This is a genomic window from Mariniradius saccharolyticus AK6, from assembly GCF_000330725.2.
GTDB lineage: Bacteria > Bacteroidota > Bacteroidia > Cytophagales > Cyclobacteriaceae > Mariniradius > Mariniradius saccharolyticus.
The window spans coordinates 212,487-231,696 of record NZ_AMZY02000011.1 but is presented as its reverse complement, the minus strand read 5'-3'; the positions used below and the strand labels follow the sequence as shown (position 1 = coordinate 231,696).

Below are 19,210 nucleotides of genomic sequence, written 5' to 3'. Positions count from 1 at the left end.
AGCACACTAATCCTCATACGATGCCCCACCTTTGCGCTGTGGAGGGCGCAGTCGCTAGTCACCATAAGGAAATGCATCGGCGATGGATGCGGGATATATTCGGGCATCACCGACGACCTAAGCTACTCTCCGCTATGGTATTTGGATAGGAATTCCAATTACAAATTGGAAAAAAAAGGGTGGAATTGCATTCACGATGAATATCGGGATACACCCAGCCCCCACCGAAAGTATATATTACACCGAGACGGGGGGATTTCCCTCTTCTGTGTCGCTAAGGATTTTTTATTTCGGCAAAAAACTTCTATCGTTTCATTTTCCTTGGGTGTTGTCGGGTATCGAAAAAGTCAAGTATAAAAATGAAATTGTCTTCTACCCTGTATATGATCTTGTAATTTCCCTCGACAACCCGTCTGTGGCCCATACCCAAATGAACAAGATGAGATTCTATTTGGCCAAGCATTGGATTTGCTACTAATTCCCCGGCTCTATCCAAGAGTCTTGAAGCTATTTCGCGCGCTTTCTGGACCGGCACACCTTGCTCCTCGATCAGGAAGCGGAGGCATTGTTCAAGATTGTCGAGGGATTGATCCGTAAAAACCAAATCATATCCCCAGCCTGGCATTCAATTTTTCTTCCAACTCTTCCCGAGTCATGACCCTTCGATCTATGATATCTTTTTCGGCTTTCAGTGCCCGTGAACTCATCCTTTCAACAATTTCTGGGTCAAGATTGGTCTTCAGTAGTAGGGTTTTGTTCGCCATCAGCACATCAACATCATCCTCTCTTTCAATCAGGTCTTTTAATTCAGATTTGATACCTTGTGCTTCCATCATATTTCGAATATAGCCAATTTCTGGATTTTTATCTCGGGTTAGAACTGACAGTCCAAGGTCAGCCGCATTTAAATGCGGGGTTGACCACAGCAATCCGTCTCTTTGCCATTTCTAATCGCCTTCAGCATCCACGCACAGGTTAATGAGACTGAGATTTTGAATTTACCAACTTCCCCCCGCGCCGCCGCCACCAAAGGAACCGCCGCCGAATCCTCCGAATCCACCCCCTCCAAAACCGCCAAAGGAACCTTTTCCGGAGGAGAAATCGCCGAATTTCCCTTTTGAGCCACCTTTCAGCAGGTTGGCCAGGATGATGGTGGTCATCAGGTCGACACCGCCGCCTTTTCCGCCCATGTGGTTGTCGTTGTCCTTGCGGTTTCTAAGCAGCGGAAGGACGACGAAGATGAAGATAAACAGAAGAAAGAAAATCAAGCCACCGACATGTTCGCCTGTATGGTCCACTTCATCGGCCTTGTATTCTCCCGAGGCAAGCTTAAAAATCATATCCGTGGCTTTGTCGAGGCCTTCATAGTAGGCTTCTTGGCGGAAATTGGGCACAATGAGTTGCTCGACAATGCGCTTGGCGAGTGCATCCGGTAATACGCCTTCCATGCCATACCCTGTCGCGATGAATACTTTCCTGTCTTCCATCGCAGCCAAAATCAGCACACCGTTATCCCGGTCCTTTTGGCCGATACCCCATTTTTCCCCCAATTGGAATGCATAATCGCTGATATCATAGGGTCCGACAGAGCGAATCATCACAATCGTTACTTGTGACGAGGTACTGTCGTTGTAAGCGACGAGTTTTTGCTCCAAGCGATCGCGTTCTGCCGTGGAGAGGGTATTGGTGAAGTCATTGACCAAGCGGGGCGGATTGGGAACTTCGGGGAAATCGCCCTGTCCCATCACTTGGAAAGTGAAAGCCAAAAAGAGAATCAGGAAAGTATGTTGGATTTTGTGCATGGATTCGCTTAGCCAAAGGATATTTCGTCCGGAAGTTCGTTGATGTCTCCCTTGTCATTGTAGGGAAAATGGGTACGGAGAGTTTCTCCACATTCCTGAATTCCCAAGATCAGCCCTTCCGTAAAGGCCTTGCGCTTGAAAGCCGCTACCATTTTGTCCTTGATATTTGCCCAGAAATCGGACGGAACGACACGGTTGATGCCGCAATCCCCCAAAACGGCAAAGCGGTGGTCTTCCACTGCCAAGTAGAAGAGCACCGCGTTTCTGTCTGCTGTTTTGTGCATGCCAAGCTTTTCAAAAACCTCCGCCGCACGGTCCATGACGTCATCGGATGTATGGTTTTCGATGTGTACTTGGATTTCACCCGAGGTCTGTTTCTCGGCGTTTCGGATCGCTTCGATGATTTTTTTCCGATCTTCTGGGGAAAACAGCTTTTCTGCCATTGTATTAGAATTGAACTGTTGGCGCTTGTTCAGCACCCTGTGCAGCTTCAAAATATCCCTTGGTTTCGAACCCATACCAACCCGCAAAGAGGTTGTTTGGAAAAGTCCGCAAGGATGAATTGTAGGATTGTACCGATTGGTTGAAATTTCTTCTCGCTACTGCGATCCTATTTTCTGTTCCCTCCAGTTGCGCCTGCAGTTCTAAGAAGTTCTGGTTGGCTTTGAGTTCGGGGTATCTTTCTACCGCAACCAACAATCTGCTCAAGGAACCACTCAATTGGTCTTGGGCTTGCTGGTATTGGGCGATTTTCTCAGGAGAAAGATCATCGGCCTGCAGCGTAATGGAGGTTGCCTTGGCGCGGGCTTCGATCACGGCCGTGAGTGTTTCCTGCTCAAAATCCGCATAGCCTTTTACCGTATTGACCAAATTTGGAATCAGGTCTGCCCTTCTCTGGTATTGGGTTTCTACTTCTGCCCACTGCCCGTTGATGGTTTCTTCATTTTGCACAAACATATTGTACACACCGACGGCTTTGGTGTAGATGAAAACACCTACCACCGCAATGATCAAAATGGGAATGAGTGCTTTTTTCATTTTCTTTCTAGTAAGGTTGGAAATTCAAAGTTAAGACAACGGAATTGAAAGCGCAGGGTTTTACTCCACAACATTGTCAGGGCTCGACGCAGGAATCAGGTTTTTCAAATAGATGTAAAAACTCGTCCCTTCGCCCACAACGCTCGATACGGCAAGGTTGCCGTCGTGTGCCCGAATTTGTTCCCTGACGAGGTAAAGCCCTAGGCCTTTGCCTTCGACGTGCGAGTGAAATCGCTGGTACAAGCCAAACAACCTGTCCCTGTACCTATCCAAATCGATGCCGATGCCGTTGTCCTTGAATTCGATCACGGTGTAATCTGCTTTCTGATAGGTTCTGATGTGGATCACAGGAGAGCGGTCCGGATGCTTGTACTTGATGGCGTTTGTTGTCAGGTTGATGATGAAATTTTCGAGGTGTGAATAGACGTAATTGATATTCGGGGCTAGTTGGAAATCCATGTGGATTACTGTCTCCGATTCCTGCAATTGCTTCGAAAGGCTCCGCTCGATATTGCGCACAAGTTTTTTGAAACTGACGTTCTCGATCTTTGGAATCTTGTTCTTTTTGATTGAAACCACTTCAATCAAATCTTCCAAAGTCCCGTGAAGAATATTGGTAGAAGCGCGTAGGTTTTCAATCACCTCCACGTTTTCCGGATCGGCGGGGGCATCGCTGTTATACAGTTCGAGCAGTGAGGAGATATTGACAATCGGAGCGCGGATATTGTGCGAAATGATATAGGCAAAGCGCTGCAATTCCTCATTTTGGGATTTGAGGTCCTTGATGAGACGGTCACGTTCGGCCTCAGCGATTTTTGCTTCGGAGATATTTTGTGTCACCAGCAATATCCGATCTACACTTCCGTCGTTGTTGAACAACGGCACCCCATTTTTGGTGTAATATTGGTTGTCTACCAATACTTCAAACATGACCGACTCGCCCTGCAAAACCTTTTCAAGGCGTTCCATGACTTTTTCTCTGGTTTTTGGGTCATAGATCTCCAAGTGTGGTTTGCCCACCAGCGTCTTTGGATCGAGGTTCAAGTATTGGTAGCCCGTTCCGTCGGTAAAGACGTAGCACAAGTCCTTATCGAGGATTTCGATGATGCCCTTCGGAAAGTTCTCGGCTATGCTTCTGAAGAGCATTTCGGAAGCAACCAGCATTTTCTCAAAGTACATCCTGTTCAGTTCGGCCCCGATTCTACTCGCAAGAACATTCAATAGGTTGTAAAATCCCTCGTTGTATGGCTTTGGACTCTCGTCCATGAGTACAAGGATACCGAGTTTGTTTTTGTCGTTGTCGGATATAGGCACGCCCATATAACAGGATATCTTTTTGTCTACCAAGCCTTTGTCCTCCGGAAACTTGATATAGGCATCCTGCTGTACGATGTAGGGAGCGTTGGAATTCAGACATTCGTAACAAGGTGATCCTTTAAGGTTGTAAACAAACATTTTCCCCGCCGCACCATGCGAAAAATGGGAGATCACGTTTGCAATCTCCGTTTTTTCGTCTACCTCGGCTATGAAGCAGCCTGACATTTGGAGCTTTTCAGATAAATAAGCTGTCAGCGTGTCGAAAAATTCTTGTCCGCTGTACCGAGAAGTTCTTTCAGTCAATTCAGAAAGAACGTTGGAAAGAAACTGTTCTTCGCTGATATCTTCCAAAATAGCCTGAAAAACCTTTCCCTCTTCGACTGTTTTGGCATTTACCCGAAGGTGAAACAGTGTCTCGCTGAAATAGCTGACATATGGCCCCTCATAAAATCCATACCCGGTGTCGATACTGCTGCGGTAGGCTTTTGCGATAGGATGGTTTCCGACCAGGTCAAACAGGTTTTTGCCCACCATCATAGAGGGATCTTTGACATTGACCTTTTCAATGAATTTCTTGTTGACATCAAGAATAACTCCTTGATGATCATATTGAAATACGGGAAGTGGATTCTCTTCGAATAGTGATTTGTACCGCTTCAGGTTGAGAAGCGATTCGATTTCTTTCTCTTTAGTATAGGTAAAATCAATAAAAATTCCGGCCCAAATCGACTCATTGGGATATTGCTTAACCCGGTTGGATGCGCCGTAAAGCCACTTGGTCTTGCCGGAAGGGGTGATAATCCGAAAATAGCTTTCGAATTTTTTGTTTTTCTCGTAAGCTTCTCGATCGGCCTTTAACACAGATTGGTAGTCGTCGGGATGAATGTGGTACCGAATGATGTGTTCGCTTTCCACTATTTGGGATGGCTCGAGTTCCCAAAGTGTCCTGCTGCCTTCGCTTACATATACAAAATCCCTGGACCCGTCGGGATATGCTTTGAGCATGTAGACCATTCCCGGCACAACGCCCATGAGTTGGTCCAAAACCGTCTGATTCTCAAGCAGGTCCTTTTCGATTTGTTTGAGTGCGGTGATGTCTGTGAGGATCCCAAGTTGCAGGTTTTTTGAAATGGATTCCCGGGCATCATGGTTTGCTTCGTCGAGCAGATCTACATAGTGCCCGTTTGCATGCAGCATTCGAAAATGCCTTTTTCCTGCATGCTGAAAACCATGCTTGAAAATTCCCCTATCCGCCGGATGCACGAGGTTTAGGAAGTCATCATACTGAATGGTTGATATCTGATCAGTGGCATAGCCTAGGATTTCCGATACATTACCGGAAAAGGATAGAATCTGATTTTCTAGATCAAATTCATAATATACAGGCCCGCTATCCAGTACTTCATGTTCGTGGAAAATGGATTCATTTCGCTTTGTTCCAGATCCGTATTCCAATTGGACCAGGCAATGGATTGGGGAAATGGTCTGCTGCGTGAGGTATAAGTGGTTGGGGAAAATACAGACAACTTTCTGCTTGTTGTTGAAAAAACCTTCCAGTTCCATTTTGTCCAAAAAATCAAACCGCTTTTCGAAATACGACTTCCAGGAGGAGATGCTTCCAAACTCTCTTTCCTCAGGCATACCCAGGAACACCCTATCGTTGGCCTTGTCCATCAGCCAGGATATTTTGACGCGCTTGCCGAATGATACCGGCGAGATGAGTACATTGACCAAATAGGAGTGATCTTCCTGCGCAATCACGTATCCTTCTATTTGGACCATTCGAAAAAACCGGTCTTTCCAGACCAATGGACAAACTACTTTGTCTCCATTGCCCAATAAATCAAAAACATACTGAAAAAAAGGTCTTGGGAGTGAGGGCATCAGCCGTTCGAAAAACGACTGCTTGTAAAACTTGTCCCCAGTCTGTAATAGGTTTTTGATTTCGGAGGAAACGTAAAGCAATTCAAAACTTTCGTCCTGGTACTTTTGGAAAGTAAGGAGGATATTTTGAAAAGTGGCGAGACGACTTTCAGGCATAAGCAAAGGAGGAACCTTGTCCCTCAGCCGGATGGGAGACAACGCCGGCCTACAGGGTCAGGATTTCAAATATACAATTCTTCGTCAATCCATTGCCCAAAACAAAATCTAAATATTTGAGGAAATAGTTGAATTATATTTGTCTTTTGAGTTTAAACTTTATCTCCTTCAACTCAAAGTCGGTTCGACTTGCGTCCTTGAACCTCCGCACTTCCAAAAATATTTCCTTGCCTTCTTCAGATCGCAGCAGCTTAATTAGCTCGGGCAATTCCCAAAAATCCATGGGTATTTTGTTGATTTTGACAAACTCATCCTTTTCTTCCAAGCCGGCGAGTGCGGCGGGTGAATTTTCCCTGACTTGGGAAGCATAAATGATCTTTTCGTCCCCGATTTCAATACGCGGCGTGATTCCGCTCATGTCAAATTCAAAGGGAGATGCATAGGTGCTGCCTTTTTTCATGTACATCCTGTCCCTTGTGTAGTCGAATATCAAGGTCATCCTACCCAAAATTTCAGAACCAACACTTCCCTGCCGACCACTTTCCTTGATTACGTAGCTGAACTCTGTTTCTTCGGGAAAGGAAGTCAACACATCACTGAACCGTATCCCGCCGATTTGAAGCAATCTCGTCCGTGCCACAAATCCAAACAAATCCCCGCCCAAGGATCTTCCCAACTCACTTTCGATATGTGCTTCGGGTAGTTTGATTTCCGGCGTGGTTTCCATGTTCAACAAAAGTCCATGATTGGCGCCGGTGTCGATCAGGAGCTTGGCGTTCAGCTCTTGGTTATTCGTCTGCTTTACCTTGGTCATGATGTAAGGCTTGCTGTTCTCGATCTTAATGGGGTATTTCTTGTAGCCAAACGGTTTTCTTGGCAAGGTTTCCGGTTTGTAGAAAGTGAGCATTTGTTGATCGTAGTCTATTTTCACCGGGTTGTATTTGAAAAATTCAAAACCCAAAACCCCGTGCACCGGAAGTCCGATGACACGCTCGAGCTCCATGAAATCCTGGTCCAAAACAAGAATCGTTTGGTGGATACCCTCCAAGAAGCCCAAATCCATGTAATTGTTGGGAGACACCGAGGCTGTCAATACCGAATTGCCGTCCGCACCCACAAGGTCGAGCTTACGGGTGTACTTTAGACCGATATAGTCCCCAAAGGTTTTGCTGAAAAGTATGTTTGTCTTGACACCGGTATCGAGCAGGAAATTTACTGGTGGGCCATTGTTGATGGACACCAGTACAAGGATCAAGTTATTGGAAATGATGACGGGAAGCTCGGTTTTCTTTTGCTCGGTTTTCTTTTGGTAAAACCCGGGAACCTGCGCAGGTACAGTTGCTGCCGAGAGCAAACAAACGGTGATGAAGAGTAGGATTTTTCTCCAAAGCGTCATGTTTGGTGTTATTTGGGTTTGTGTAATGGAAGTTAAGAATAAAATGATTTTTGTGGATGAATGTTTGGGTGAAATCATTCCGCCAGTCATTTTTGGGTAATTTTTTCTTGTTTGGAATCAAAGTAAATAACGGTGAAACCGAGCCTTTGGCTTTGGGTTTTATTGAAAAAATCTAAAAAATGCATGATCTTTAAATTTCAATAGATTGATACAATGGCAGAGCAGTCCGTACTAGAAAAGGCCAAGAAGATATTTGAAAACTTCCTGTTGAGACAGGGCAGTAGGAAAACCCCCGAGCGGTTTTCTGTCATTGATGAACTGTATGCCTTGCCCCAAGACGAGCATATCGACGTAGAAGGCCTTTTTCTCCTCATGCGCAACAAAGGCTACACCATCAGCCGCGCCACGATTTACAATACACTGGACCTTTTGGTAGAGTGCGGCCTTGCAGTGAAGCATCAGTTCAAGGACAAAGTAGCCCTTTACGAACAGGCGCTTACTTACCAGCACCACGATCACCATGTCTGCAATCAATGCCGTAAAATCAGGGAGTTTTCCGACGAGCGGATCAACGCCATCAAGGAAACCATGGGACGGGAATTGCAATCAGCGATTACGAGTCATTCCTTGGTGCTGTATGGGGATTGTCAGATAGAGAACTGCGAAAACCTTGCGATCGTCTAGCGCTTGCGGAAGATTTTTTTGTAGATCGGTTTCCTGTACCAAAACTGGGCATACAATACCGGATACAGCAATGGGCTGAGGATTTTCAATCGGGCAGAAAAATTGATTTCGTCCACAATGGTTGAGCCGGATTCCTCCCGGATGACTCGGTGCTTATGCTTCCAAAATCGCAGAAAAAATGGAAGCTTTTTTCCCTCATCCACAAAGAAAAATTCTTTGTCATCAGTCCTGTCGGACGTAATAATACTCGTCCAAGTTTGCTTGAAAAAAATAAAGTTCAACTCTAAGCTCACTGTGTCTCCCCTCCTACAGCCGTCAAACCGTAGCAATTTGACAGGCGGAAACGGAGGGTTTAACTTCAGGAACAAGTCCTTATTGAACCCTTGCTTCACCGAAAGGTATTCCTGTTCGACTCTGGTTTTGATGTTTATTTTCATGACGCATCAAAAGGTCAAAACGAAAATCAAAAACAGTACCAACCAGATCAAATCCATGAAATGCCAATAATCCATAAAGAGTTTGATCCGCATTTTTTCAAATGGATTGGTAAGCAAAATGAGCTGTTGGACTTCGTCGGCACTCTTCTGTCGGTATTGGAACAACATAATCAACGAAAACACCATAGCGCCCAACAAGTGGAAAAGATGTATGCCACTCAAGACATATAGAAAACTGCCACTCGGAAAGCCCGAAAAGTCCACACCCATTTCACTCAGTTCTTTCCAGCCCAAAAACTGAAAAAGGGTAAAAACCAAGCCCAACACAAATGTCCAAGCCATATAGTTGCGCAGCTTCTCGATCTTTTCATCCCTGAAGTACACGATCAACTTTGATACCGTAAACCCGCTGATCAAAAGCACAAAGGTGCCAATGATAAACGAACGGGGTATTTTGTAGCCATTTTGTTGCAGCAGCTCGGTATTGGAGGCGAGAAATCCTACTGTCATGAATAGAAAAATCAAACCGCTTCCCAGCATCCCCAAGTACATGAGGGTTTGGTAGGGATGCATTTTTTCGATTCTCTGTAGCAGGTTTTCCTTGGTCTTGACCATTTTTTTTCAACTTCTAGAAAAAGTAAACATTTATCGGCCCTCAAGGTTCAGGGGAAGCAAGACAATTTGATAATCGCGGAGGCAAAAAGGAATAGAGATCATTTTCCTACCTTTGTGCCTTCTTCACCAAGTCCCCCTTTACTTTGGACAAAGCAGCGTTTCTTTCACTCTACGAAAAAGACCCGTTTATTCTGACGTTTTCCCAGCAGCTGAAAAGCGCAGGCAAGCAGGATTTCCAGATGAAAGGATTGGCGGGGAGTTTGGACATGGTGGTGTTTTCCTCGGTATATAAGGAGGCAAAGGGCTGTCACCTGTTGATTGCCCATGACAAAGAGGAGGCCGCCTACATCAACAACGACCTTGTGGAACTTCTCGGGGATGGAAGTACGTACTTTTTCCCTTCCAGCTACAAAAGACCCTACCACTATGACGAGGTCGAAAATGCCAACGTCCTTCAGCGTGCGGAGATCCTCAACAAGATCCTGAGTCAGGATACCAAGCATCCCATCATCGTGACGTATGGGGAGGCATTGTACGAAAAAGTCATCAACAAGCGCTCGCTGAAGGAAAACACGTTCAAAGCAGCGGTGGGTGAAAAAGTAGACTTGGAGTTTATTGAGGAATTGCTCAGTACTTATGACTTTGAAAAAACCGATTTTGTCTACGAACCCGGACAGTTTGCCATCCGTGGTGGGATATTGGATGTGTTTTCCTATGCCAATGAGCTTCCCTACCGATTGGAGTTGTTTGGCAAGGAAATCGAAAGCATCAGGACCTTTGATCCGGAAAGCCAACTTTCCCTCGAGAGCATTCCTGAAATCAACCTGATTCCCAACGTACAGACCAAGTTGCTGCAGGAACAGCGTCAGTCCTTTATGGGCTTTTTGCCGGAAGGCACTACAGTTTGGTTCAAGGATTTCCAATTCACACTTGACATCATTGAGGAAAACTTCCTCAAAGCCCAAGCGCAGTTTGACCAGATCATCTCGAATACTGCCAACAAAAAGCTGCTGCTGAAACCAGAGGATCTTTTTGACGATGCCGATTCATTTTCAGAACTTCTGCAACCGTTCAAGCGTGTGGAATTCGGTCACAAGTTTTATCTGAAAAACGCACAGCTTTGCAGTTTTGACGCACAGCCGCAGCCTTCTTTCAACAAGAACTTTGACCTCCTCGTCCAAAACCTGCACGAAAACGGAAACAAGGGTTTGTTGAACATTGTATGCTCGGAAAGTGAAAAGCAACTACACAGACTCGAGAATATATTCCGAGAACTCGATCCCACCCTGCAGGTACAATACCTCCAAATAAGTCTCCGGGAAGGCTTCGTCGATAAGACCTTACAGGTCGCCTGCTACACGGACCATCAGATTTTTGAGCGCTTCCACCGCTACAAAACCAAGTCCAAGTCCAGCAAGTCCAAAGCGCTTACGTTACGTGAATTGCGGACACTTCAGCCGGGGGATTTTATCGTGCATATAGATTATGGAGTCGGGCGGTTTGCCGGATTGGAAAAGGTAGACGTGCATGGTAAATGGCAGGAAGCAGTCAGGTTGGTATTCAGGGATGATGACCTGCTTTTTGTCAACATCCATTCCCTGCACAAAATCTCCAAATACTCTGGCCAGGAAGGTACCTTGCCCAGCATGTCAAAACTTGGCAGCCCTGAGTGGGAAAACAAGAAGCGGAAGGTCAAAAGTAAGGTCAAAGACATTGCCAAGGATCTAATAGCCTTGTATGCCAAGCGGAAAGGCGCTCCGGGATTCCGCTTTTCGCCTGATTCGGTGCTGCAGGTGGAGTTGGAGAGTTCCTTCGTCTTTGAAGATACACCTGACCAAGCCCTGGCCACGGCAGATGTGAAGGCTGATATGGAAAAACAGTATCCAATGGACAGGTTGGTCTGTGGCGACGTGGGTTTTGGGAAGACAGAAGTGGCGATCCGCGCGGCCTTCAAGGCCCTCAATGATCGAAAGCAAGTAGCTGTATTGGTTCCCACAACGATTTTGGCGATGCAGCATTTCCATACCTTCAGCGAGCGTCTCAAAGGTTTCCCGGTCGTAGTAGACTATATCAACCGGTTCCGCACAGCGAAAGAGATCAAGGACATCACCGCCAAAGTGGCTTCCGGAGAGATCGACATCTTGATCGGTACCCATCGGATTGTCAATAAAGACGTCAAATTCAAGGACCTTGGCCTCTTGGTCATCGACGAAGAGCAGAAGTTTGGCGTCAAGGTCAAGGATCAACTCAAGGAGATGAAGGTCAATGTGGACGTGTTGACCCTTACGGCCACGCCGATTCCAAGAACCTTGCATTTTTCACTCATGGGCGCACGGGATTTGTCCGTGATAGCTACGCCGCCGGCAAATCGACAGCCTGTCACGACCGAAATACATACTTTCCGCGAAGAAGTCATCCGCGACGCGATTGCCTATGAACTGAGGCGCGGGGGGCAGGTTTTCTTTGTCCACAACCGCGTCGGGGAGATTGACTCGATAGCCAACCTCATCCTTCGCTTGGTTCCGGACGCCCGCGTGGCTGCGGCACACGGACAGATGGATGGACAGAAGCTCGAAAACATCATGGTCAAGTTCATCGAAGGTGAATATGATGTGCTGGTATCCACCAATATCATCGAATCCGGTCTCGACATCCCCAATGCCAACACCATCATCATCAACCGTGCCCACATGTTTGGCCTGAGCGACTTGCACCAAATGCGCGGCCGAGTCGGGCGCTCCAACAAGAAGGCTTTTTGCTACCTCTTGACAACGCCGACATCTGGGTTGACGCCCGAGGCGAGGAAGCGTTTGCAGACTTTGGAGGAGTTTTCGGACTTGGGCGATGGCTTCAAAGTCGCCATGCGGGACTTGGATATCCGCGGTGCGGGCAATCTTCTCGGCGCTGAACAGTCAGGATTCATTACGGACTTGGGGTTTGAGATGTACCACAAGATATTGGATGAGGCAGTACAGGAATTGAAGGAGAATGAGTTTGCCTATCTGTTTGAAGTGGACCTCAAGGAAAAGGTGGAGGTTTTGGTCCAAGATTGCGTGATCGAGACCGATTTGGAGCTTCTGATACCAGAGACCTATGTCAGCAATATTTCCGAGCGCTTGAGCCTTTATTCCAAATTGGACAATATCAAAAAGGAAGAAGACCTTCAAAAATTCATGGAGTCTATGCGCGATCGTTTTGGCCCTGTGCCCAAGGTGGTGGAGGATTTGTTTGAGACGGTCCGTCTACGTTGGATAGCCGAGGAGCTGGGTTTTGAAAAGCTGGTGGTGAAAGGACAGGTCATGAAATGCTATTTTGTGGCACCCGAGAGAGAAAAATACTTTAAATCCGATACCTTTGGCAGGATTTTGGCGTTTATACAAACCCAAGGAAGGTATTGTAAAATCAAAGAGGTCAAAAACCGCTTGATCCTCGTAATCAGTGAGGTAAACAGCATCGCCAAAGCGAAAAAATGGTTGGAGCAGATGAAATTTTCATAAAAGTTGAAAATTTTTAATCCAGACATTTTTGCTTTTCCCCAAAAATTAATTGCAGTATTTCGTTCCAAAGCGCAAAAAAGGCCATTTTCTGAAAACTGGGAGCGAAAAAAATTGTTGTGATTCAAATATGATTGATTATATATTAGCGTTCTATTGTTGCCTAAAAAACGAATGAATTATGGCTTTTGCACAGAATAAAACAGGATTGATTTTGGCTGCCGCGATGATTGTAGTCGGCTCAGCGTTATCCTCATGTAACAAAACCCCGGGCTACGGCAGACGCACAGCGGCCAAGCCGGGAAAGGCTAGCCCCACGACAGGAGCGGAATACAGTTTCAGCGATAAGGACAGTACCAACTTCCAAGTGACACGCTTGGCCAAGCAGGAAATCGGTCCCAACCTGAAATACATCCAAGGTGGACGCGCCGTATTGGGTTCACAGGAACAGGATGTGATGGCTTTCCGCGACAACGCAGAAAGAACAGTTACGATTGCCTCCTTTTTTATGGATGAAACAGAGATCTCCAACAATGACTACAGGGAGTTTTTGTTTTACATGAAAAAGCAGGTAAGTGCAGACTCCATCAAGAAACTTGAACCACGTGAAGGCGTTTGGGCTGGCGTATTGTCTTACAATGACGTATATGATACGTACTACTTCAGATTCCCAGGCTTCAACTTCTACCCTGTTGCGGGTGTATCCTGGAACCAAGCTAACGTTTACGCCAAGTGGAGAACGGAGTTTGTGTCCAACCTGACGAGGGAAAGAAATAAACTGGACAGTTCCTTGACCAAAAATCAGTTGATCGAGCGCGGTGTGGCATTCGCAGAATACAGACTTCCAAGCGAAGCTGAATGGGAATATGCTGCCAAAGCCATGATTGGTGTACAGTATATGGATGAGAACCAAGAGTTTGGAAGGATCTATCCCTGGGATGGTAGAGGCGTAAGGAATCCCTACAACGTGAAGAGAAAAGGCAAGCAAGGTGACTTCTTGGCCAACTTCAAGCGTGGCCGTGGTGACTATGCCGGTATTGCAGGTAGCAGAACCAATGACGGCGAAATCATCCCGACCAACGTATATGACTTCCCACCAAATGACTTCGGCTTGTACAATATGGCCGGAAACGTCAACGAGTGGGTACAAGACGTGTACAGACCGCTTTCCTATCAGGACTTTGATGACCTCAACCCATTGAGGAAGGATGGTATCTTTGACGAGGAAGAGACATACGCTACGACTATGATCGATGACAACTACCGCGTGTACAAAGGCGGTTCTTGGAGAGATATGGCCTATTGGCTTGCCCCAGGTACAAGAAGATTTATGCACCAAGATTCATCCGCCAACCACTTGGGATTCAGGTGTGCGATGATTTCGATCGGAGCAAACGGAAAGTAAATTTTAGTATTTGGTTAAATGTAGAAGGGGTCCCAAAAGGGCTCCTTTTTTTGTGTTTTCTATCCAAAATCTTACGTGGCGTCGCAGTTATCCACACAAATTATCTGTGTTGATCTGTGAAACCTGTGGTTCAATAATTTTTACCACAGATGACGCAGATTTTCACAGATTGGATTCTTAGAATTATGTGATTTGAATCTGTTCGTTGGAAATAGAGACACAGCAATGCGATAGCATAACCTTCGGATAAATCATTTTTCCGAGCTCATCTGTGCAATCTGTGGTTTATTTATTTCACCACAGATGACGCAGATTTTCACAGATTGGATTCTTAGAATTATGTGATTTGAATCTGTTTGTTGGAAATGAAGACACCGCAATTCGATGGTACAACCTTCGGATTAAGTGTTTATCCGTGTTCATCTGTGCAATCTGTGGTTTATTTGTTTCACCACAGATGACGCAGATTTTTACAGATTGGGGGAGGTCTTCCGGCTTGCTTATTTTTTCTAAAGCGAACTTCCAATGATGCCAAAAGCTTCTGCTGTTGATAGAAATGAATGAAACTCCCTAGACGTGGATTTTCGCCTACCGTACACTTTTTCCGACCAATGGGCCTAAAGGTAAACGCAGATTCAGGTAGGATTCCTTATTTTGAGCTGTTCTACACCTAAATCAGCTAAACCATGTATAAAATCTTACGATTCGTAGCGCTGTTCTTGTTTGCGGCCGGTTTAATTCCTGTCCAAGGCATGGCGCAAGAAGCCCTTCAATACCAAGTTCCTCCGAAGGAAATTGCCGACTTGGTCAATGCGCCCCTTACGCCATTGGTCAGCTTCAGCCGCAGTGGTGATTTTATGATGCTGCTCGAGCGTCCAGGAAATCCAAGCATCGAGGACTTGGCGCAGCCGGAGTTGAGAATCGCCGGACTCCGCATCAATCCGGCCACAAGCGGCCCCAGCCGTTCCGGTAGTTTTGAGAATGTGGTGATCAAAATGACCCGTGGAGGCCAAGAAAAGAAGATTACCGGACTTCCGGCTAATCCTAGGCTTGGAGGCTTTACCCTTTCGAAGGATGAAAAATATGTTGCCCTGACCAACACGACCCCAACGGGCATCAGCCTTTGGGTTGTTGACTTGACCACTTTGGAGGCCAAGAAACTGACCGATGAAATTGTTAATGGCGTGTATGGTGGTGCCATCGCCTGGACTCCGGATAACAAGATCCTCCTCAAAGCAGTGAACCCCAATCGTGGTAGCTTGCCAAAAGCACCGACCGCGCCATCAGGTCCGACCGTACAGGAAACCTCCGGAAATGCTGCACCCTCAAGGACTTACCAGGACTTGTTGACAAATCCCTATGATGAGGCACTATTCGCCTATTTCATGGATTCACAGTTGATGTTGGTGGATTTGCAGGGCAACAAACAGCCTATCGGTCCAGCCGGAATGATTAAATCCATGGATCTTTCTCCTGACGGAAAGTTCCTTTTGATGGATATTCTGAAGAGGCCTTTTTCCTATTTGGTTCCGGCTTCCCGTTTTCCCTATGATGTCGAGATTTGGGATATCCAAGGCAATAAGGTCAAGACTTTGGCTCAAATCCCATTGGATGAAGTACGCCCAACGGGTTTTGATGCGACGGTGAAAGGGCCAAGGTCCATCAGTTGGCGTGCGGACAAACCTGCCACACTCTATTGGGTGGAGGCCCAAGATGGAGGCGACCCAAAGGTGAAAATGGAGGAAAGGGAAATCATCTATATGTTGGATGCGCCATTTGCTGTCCAGCCGACCAAATTGGCGAGCATCGGCTATCGTTTTGGTGGAATCAATTGGTCGGATGACAACTTTGCCTTGTTGAATGAGCGATGGTTTGCCAGCAGGCAAGAGCGGGTCTCCGTTATCAATCCTTCCAAGCCGGGGGAAAAAGGGAATGTCATCATCGAGCGGTCCTCGGACGATATTTACAATGACCCGGGAAATCCGGTTTTCACGACCAATGCCTATGGACAGCAGGTGTTGATGAGAAAAGGGGAAGAGGTATTCATGACCTCAGAGGGGGGCAGCCCGGAGGGCAGTATGCCCTATCTCTCCGGTTTCAATATCAAGACGAAAGCCGAACGGATTATCTGGAGAAGCAAAGCGCCTTACTATGAGCGTGTGTCGAAGGTCCTTGCCCCTGATGCAACCGAATTTGTGACGATCAAGGAAAGCACCGATATCCAACCTAATTATTGGTTGGTAAACACCAAAAAGCGAATTGCCCCGATCCAACTTACCCAATTTGAGCATCCTTATGCGTCTATCAAGGGCATCAAAAAGGACCTGGTCAAATATAAAAGAAAGGATGGCCTTGACCTTTCAGCGATTGTCTACACGCCTGAAGGTTATGATCCTGTCAAGGACGGACAGCTTCCCGTAGTAATGTGGGCCTATCCGAGGGAATACAAATCGGCCGCTACCGCTGCACAGGTGCGCGGTTCAAAATTCACCTTTACCCGTCTCAATTGGGGGTCGCCGATTTATTGGGTCACACAGGGTTATGCCATCATGGACCAAACGGAGATGCCGATCGTGGGTGAGGGCGATGAGGAGCCCAATGATTCGTTTGTCGAACAATTGGTGGCCAATGCGGAGGCCGCGATCGATTACATCGTTGGGACAGGTATTGGCGATCGAAACCGCATCGCGGTCGGTGGTCATTCTTACGGGGCATTTATGACGGCCAATTTGCTTTCACATTCAGATCTTTTTGCTGCCGGGATCGCCAGAAGTGGTGCCTACAATAGGACACTCACGCCATTTGGCTTCCAATATGAACAAAGGAGTTACTGGGAGGCGCCGGATGTGTACAACGTCATGTCACCGTTTATGAACGCCAACAAGGTCAAGACGCCGATTTTGTTGATCCATGGCGAAGCCGACAACAACTCCGGTACTTTCCCCATCCAATCTGAACGTTACTACAACGCCCTCAAAGGTCACGGGGCTACGACGCGTTTGGTATTCCTTCCCCACGAAAGCCATGGCTATGCAGCGAAGGAATCCATTCTACATACGCTTTGGGAACAGCATCAATGGCTGGAGAAGTGGGTGAAGAATAGACCCTAGATTCGAGAGGTGAGATAGGAGATTTGAGACAGGTGCAGCTTAGCCATTTGTGGATAAGTAGCTGAATTTCCCTCCAAGGCATGATTGTTTTGGAGGGAATTATTGTTTTTAGCCACGAATGACACAGATTTTCAAAGAAGGGATTCTTTGAAATGCTGGGGTTGAATTTCCTGCCGAAACGTTTGCAAATTCTTGTTTTAAAAGAGTTATCCACATAAATCATCTGTGTTCATCTGCTCTATCTGTGGTTTATTTATTTTACCGCAGATGACACAGATTGGATTCATTTCATTGGAAACGAATGACCCGTGAATCCGATGGTATGACCTTCGGATTAATTATTTATCTGAGTCCATCTGTGCGATCTGTGGTTCATTGATTTTTACCACAGATGACACAGATTTCCACAGATGGGAAGAAATAAAGTAGTGTGGTGCATTCTATTTGTTGGAAATGTATGACATAGGAATCATTAAGTGTAGGCTTAGAAAAACGAATTTATCTGTGTCCATCTGCGGTATCTGTGGTTCATTGATTTATACCACAGATGACACAGATTTCCACAGATGGGAAGAAATAAAGTAGTGTGGTGCATTCTATTTGTTGGAAAGGTTTGAAATAGGAATCATTAAGTGTAGGCTTAGAAAAACGAATTTATCTGTGTCCATCTGCGGTATCTGTGGTTCATTGATTTTTACCACAGATGACACAGATTTTCACAGATTGGATTCATTTCGTTGGAAACGAATGATCCATGAATTCGATGGTATACCCTTTGGATAAGGAACTTATCTGCGCCCATCTGTGCGATCTGTGGTTTATCTATTTTTACCCTATTTGACTATTTTGTTGTGTTTGAATCGACCAAAAATCCATTCGCGATCCTTTTGATCTGAATAGCGGGTGTCCCAAAATTGATGAGTAAACCGAGTTGAAATTTGCATGCCTTTAGGTAATGAAGCACTTGAGCTAGATGTATATCCTCCAAGTCCTTTACAGCTTTCAGTTCTACTAAAACTTTGTTTTCGACAACCATGTCAGCAAAAAATGTCCCTACTTCAACATCTTCATAATGGACTTTTAACTCATATTGTTGATAGACCAAGAAACCGCTTTTTCTTAGTTCATAGACCAAGGCATTTTCATAAACCTTTTCCATGAATCCCGGTCCCAAAGTATTCGATACTCGAAAGGCCTTGCCAATTATTGCTTTTGTTAAAATGTTCGTGTTTTCCATCTAGACTAAAGGTAAAACACGAAATTTTACTTATTCAATTTTAGTCGACTAAACACGGCTATTGACGAAATCACATCTCGACAGTCAAGTTTATTTGCGTCCATTTGTGGGATCTGTGGATCATTGATTTATACCACAGATGGCACAGATTTCCACAGATTGGATTCATTTCATTGGAAACGAATGACCCAAGAATCCGATTGAATTACCCTCTGATAATATATTTATCTGTGTCCATCTGTGCGATCTGTAGTCTATTTATTTTACCACAGATGACGCAGATTTTCACAGATTGGATTCATCAATGAAAGCGGTTTGGTTCTATTCGTTGGAAACGAATGACTAAGCAATGCGATAGTATAACCTTCGGAAAAAGTGATTATCTGCGTCCATCTGCACTATCTGTGGCATTATATTTTTAGCCCCAAATGACACAGATTTCCACAGATGGGAATCTTTGAAGTGTGAGGTTTGATTTTTTTCGTTGTTGCCTTCTTTAGCCTCCGCAAGCGCAGCGGTTGTTTTTGAATGCAGGATAAAGGGGATAAACACCCGATCAGTTTTCTGGAGTTTTTCCTTTTTCTGCCAATTGTGCCTATCTTTTATAATTCTTTACTCATACTTTCTAAACCACC

14 protein-coding genes are annotated in these 19,210 nt (G+C 45.7%); 4 read left to right on the top strand and 10 right to left on the bottom strand.

From position 1 onward, the window contains the following. Positions 1–304 precede the first annotated feature (304 nt). The 7 genes from C943_RS22640 to C943_RS12405 form a co-directional block, all read right to left on the bottom strand. Positions 305–625, bottom strand: a complete 321-nt coding sequence (locus C943_RS22640) for a type II toxin-antitoxin system RelE/ParE family toxin (protein ID WP_081610478.1) — start codon at positions 623–625, stop codon at positions 305–307. After that, entirely contained in the window at positions 606–929 is a 324-nt protein-coding gene (locus C943_RS12430; RefSeq protein ID WP_245545542.1) for a hypothetical protein, read from the bottom strand. Before C943_RS12430 ends, C943_RS22640 begins: the two co-directional genes overlap by 20 nt. 69 nt (positions 930–998) lie before the next feature. After that, positions 999–1,802, bottom strand: a complete 804-nt coding sequence (locus C943_RS12425) for a TPM domain-containing protein (protein ID WP_008628264.1) — start codon at positions 1,800–1,802, stop codon at positions 999–1,001. An 8-nt stretch (positions 1,803–1,810) separates the two neighbouring features. Beyond that, positions 1,811–2,245: a TPM domain-containing protein gene (locus C943_RS12420; RefSeq protein ID WP_008628263.1), complete on the bottom strand. Its 435-nt coding sequence runs from the start codon at positions 2,243–2,245 to the stop codon at positions 1,811–1,813. A gap of 4 nt (positions 2,246–2,249) precedes the next feature. Then, a complete protein-coding gene (locus tag C943_RS12415; RefSeq protein WP_008628261.1) occupies positions 2,250–2,840 on the bottom strand; it encodes a LemA family protein in 591 nt (196 codons plus the stop codon). 60 nt (positions 2,841–2,900) lie between these two features. Continuing rightward, a complete protein-coding gene (locus C943_RS12410) occupies positions 2,901–6,197 on the bottom strand; it encodes a PAS domain-containing protein (protein ID WP_008628259.1) in 3,297 nt (1,098 codons plus the stop codon). A 133-nt stretch (positions 6,198–6,330) separates the two neighbouring features. Next, positions 6,331–7,593, bottom strand: coding sequence for an aspartyl protease family protein (locus C943_RS12405; protein ID WP_008628255.1), 1,263 nt, complete (start codon positions 7,591–7,593; stop codon positions 6,331–6,333). A 213-nt stretch (positions 7,594–7,806) separates the two neighbouring features. Here C943_RS12405 and C943_RS12400 point away from each other — a divergent pair, with 213 nt between their 5' ends. Further along, complete coding sequence (locus C943_RS12400) at positions 7,807–8,277, top strand: Fur family transcriptional regulator (RefSeq protein ID WP_008628252.1); 471 nt, start codon at positions 7,807–7,809, stop codon at positions 8,275–8,277. Here C943_RS12400 and C943_RS12395 read toward each other — a convergent pair. Then, positions 8,274–8,714 (bottom strand): SRPBCC family protein, encoded by a 441-nt coding sequence (locus C943_RS12395; protein WP_008628251.1) that lies wholly within the window; start codon positions 8,712–8,714, stop codon positions 8,274–8,276. The two genes, C943_RS12400 and C943_RS12395, sit on opposite strands and share 4 nt — an antisense overlap. A 6-nt stretch (positions 8,715–8,720) precedes the next feature. Next, positions 8,721–9,329, bottom strand: a complete 609-nt coding sequence (locus C943_RS12390) for a cytochrome c oxidase subunit 3 (protein ID WP_008628250.1) — start codon at positions 9,327–9,329, stop codon at positions 8,721–8,723. A 143-nt stretch (positions 9,330–9,472) separates the two neighbouring features. Between C943_RS12390 and mfd the strand changes: the two genes are divergently transcribed. The 3 genes from mfd to C943_RS12375 all read left to right on the top strand — a co-directional run bounded on the left by mfd (position 9,473) and on the right by C943_RS12375 (position 17,338). Then, the gene (mfd, locus tag C943_RS12385; protein ID WP_008628249.1) at positions 9,473–12,826 is read left to right on the top strand and encodes a transcription-repair coupling factor; all 3,354 of its coding nucleotides are present in this window, start codon (positions 9,473–9,475) and stop codon (positions 12,824–12,826) included. A gap of 178 nt (positions 12,827–13,004) precedes the next feature. Beyond that, positions 13,005–14,228, top strand: a complete 1,224-nt coding sequence (gene gldJ / locus C943_RS12380) for a gliding motility lipoprotein GldJ (protein ID WP_008628246.1) — start codon at positions 13,005–13,007, stop codon at positions 14,226–14,228. A 686-nt stretch (positions 14,229–14,914) separates the two neighbouring features. Beyond that, positions 14,915–17,338: a S9 family peptidase gene (locus tag C943_RS12375; RefSeq protein WP_008628244.1), complete on the top strand. Its 2,424-nt coding sequence runs from the start codon at positions 14,915–14,917 to the stop codon at positions 17,336–17,338. Between the two features lie 841 nt (positions 17,339–18,179). Here C943_RS12375 and C943_RS12370 read toward each other — a convergent pair. Beyond that, a complete protein-coding gene (locus C943_RS12370; protein WP_008628238.1) occupies positions 18,180–18,575 on the bottom strand; it encodes a GxxExxY protein in 396 nt (131 codons plus the stop codon). Positions 18,576–19,210 lie beyond the last annotated feature (635 nt).

What these genes read in the sequence shown, in the direction of transcription:
- C943_RS12420 (WP_008628263.1), bottom strand. Translation starts at nt 2,245, where the DNA reads ATGGCAGAAAAGCTGTTTTCCCCAGAAGATCGGAAAAAAATCATCGAA.
- C943_RS12410 (WP_008628259.1), bottom strand. Translation starts at nt 6,197, where the DNA reads ATGCCTGAAAGTCGTCTCGCCACTTTTCAAAATATCCTCCTTACTTTC.
- C943_RS12375 (WP_008628244.1), top strand. Translation starts at nt 14,915, where the DNA reads ATGTATAAAATCTTACGATTCGTAGCGCTGTTCTTGTTTGCGGCCGGT.
- C943_RS12395 (WP_008628251.1), bottom strand. Translation starts at nt 8,714, where the DNA reads ATGAAAATAAACATCAAAACCAGAGTCGAACAGGAATACCTTTCGGTG.
- C943_RS12405 (WP_008628255.1), bottom strand. Translation starts at nt 7,593, where the DNA reads ATGACGCTTTGGAGAAAAATCCTACTCTTCATCACCGTTTGTTTGCTC.
- C943_RS12400 (WP_008628252.1), top strand. Translation starts at nt 7,807, where the DNA reads ATGGCAGAGCAGTCCGTACTAGAAAAGGCCAAGAAGATATTTGAAAAC.
- C943_RS12425 (WP_008628264.1), bottom strand. Translation starts at nt 1,802, where the DNA reads ATGCACAAAATCCAACATACTTTCCTGATTCTCTTTTTGGCTTTCACT.
- C943_RS22640 (WP_081610478.1), bottom strand. Translation starts at nt 625, where the DNA reads ATGCCAGGCTGGGGATATGATTTGGTTTTTACGGATCAATCCCTCGAC.
- gldJ (WP_008628246.1), top strand. Translation starts at nt 13,005, where the DNA reads ATGGCTTTTGCACAGAATAAAACAGGATTGATTTTGGCTGCCGCGATG.
- C943_RS12415 (WP_008628261.1), bottom strand. Translation starts at nt 2,840, where the DNA reads ATGAAAAAAGCACTCATTCCCATTTTGATCATTGCGGTGGTAGGTGTT.
- C943_RS12390 (WP_008628250.1), bottom strand. Translation starts at nt 9,329, where the DNA reads ATGGTCAAGACCAAGGAAAACCTGCTACAGAGAATCGAAAAAATGCAT.
- C943_RS12370 (WP_008628238.1), bottom strand. Translation starts at nt 18,575, where the DNA reads ATGGAAAACACGAACATTTTAACAAAAGCAATAATTGGCAAGGCCTTT.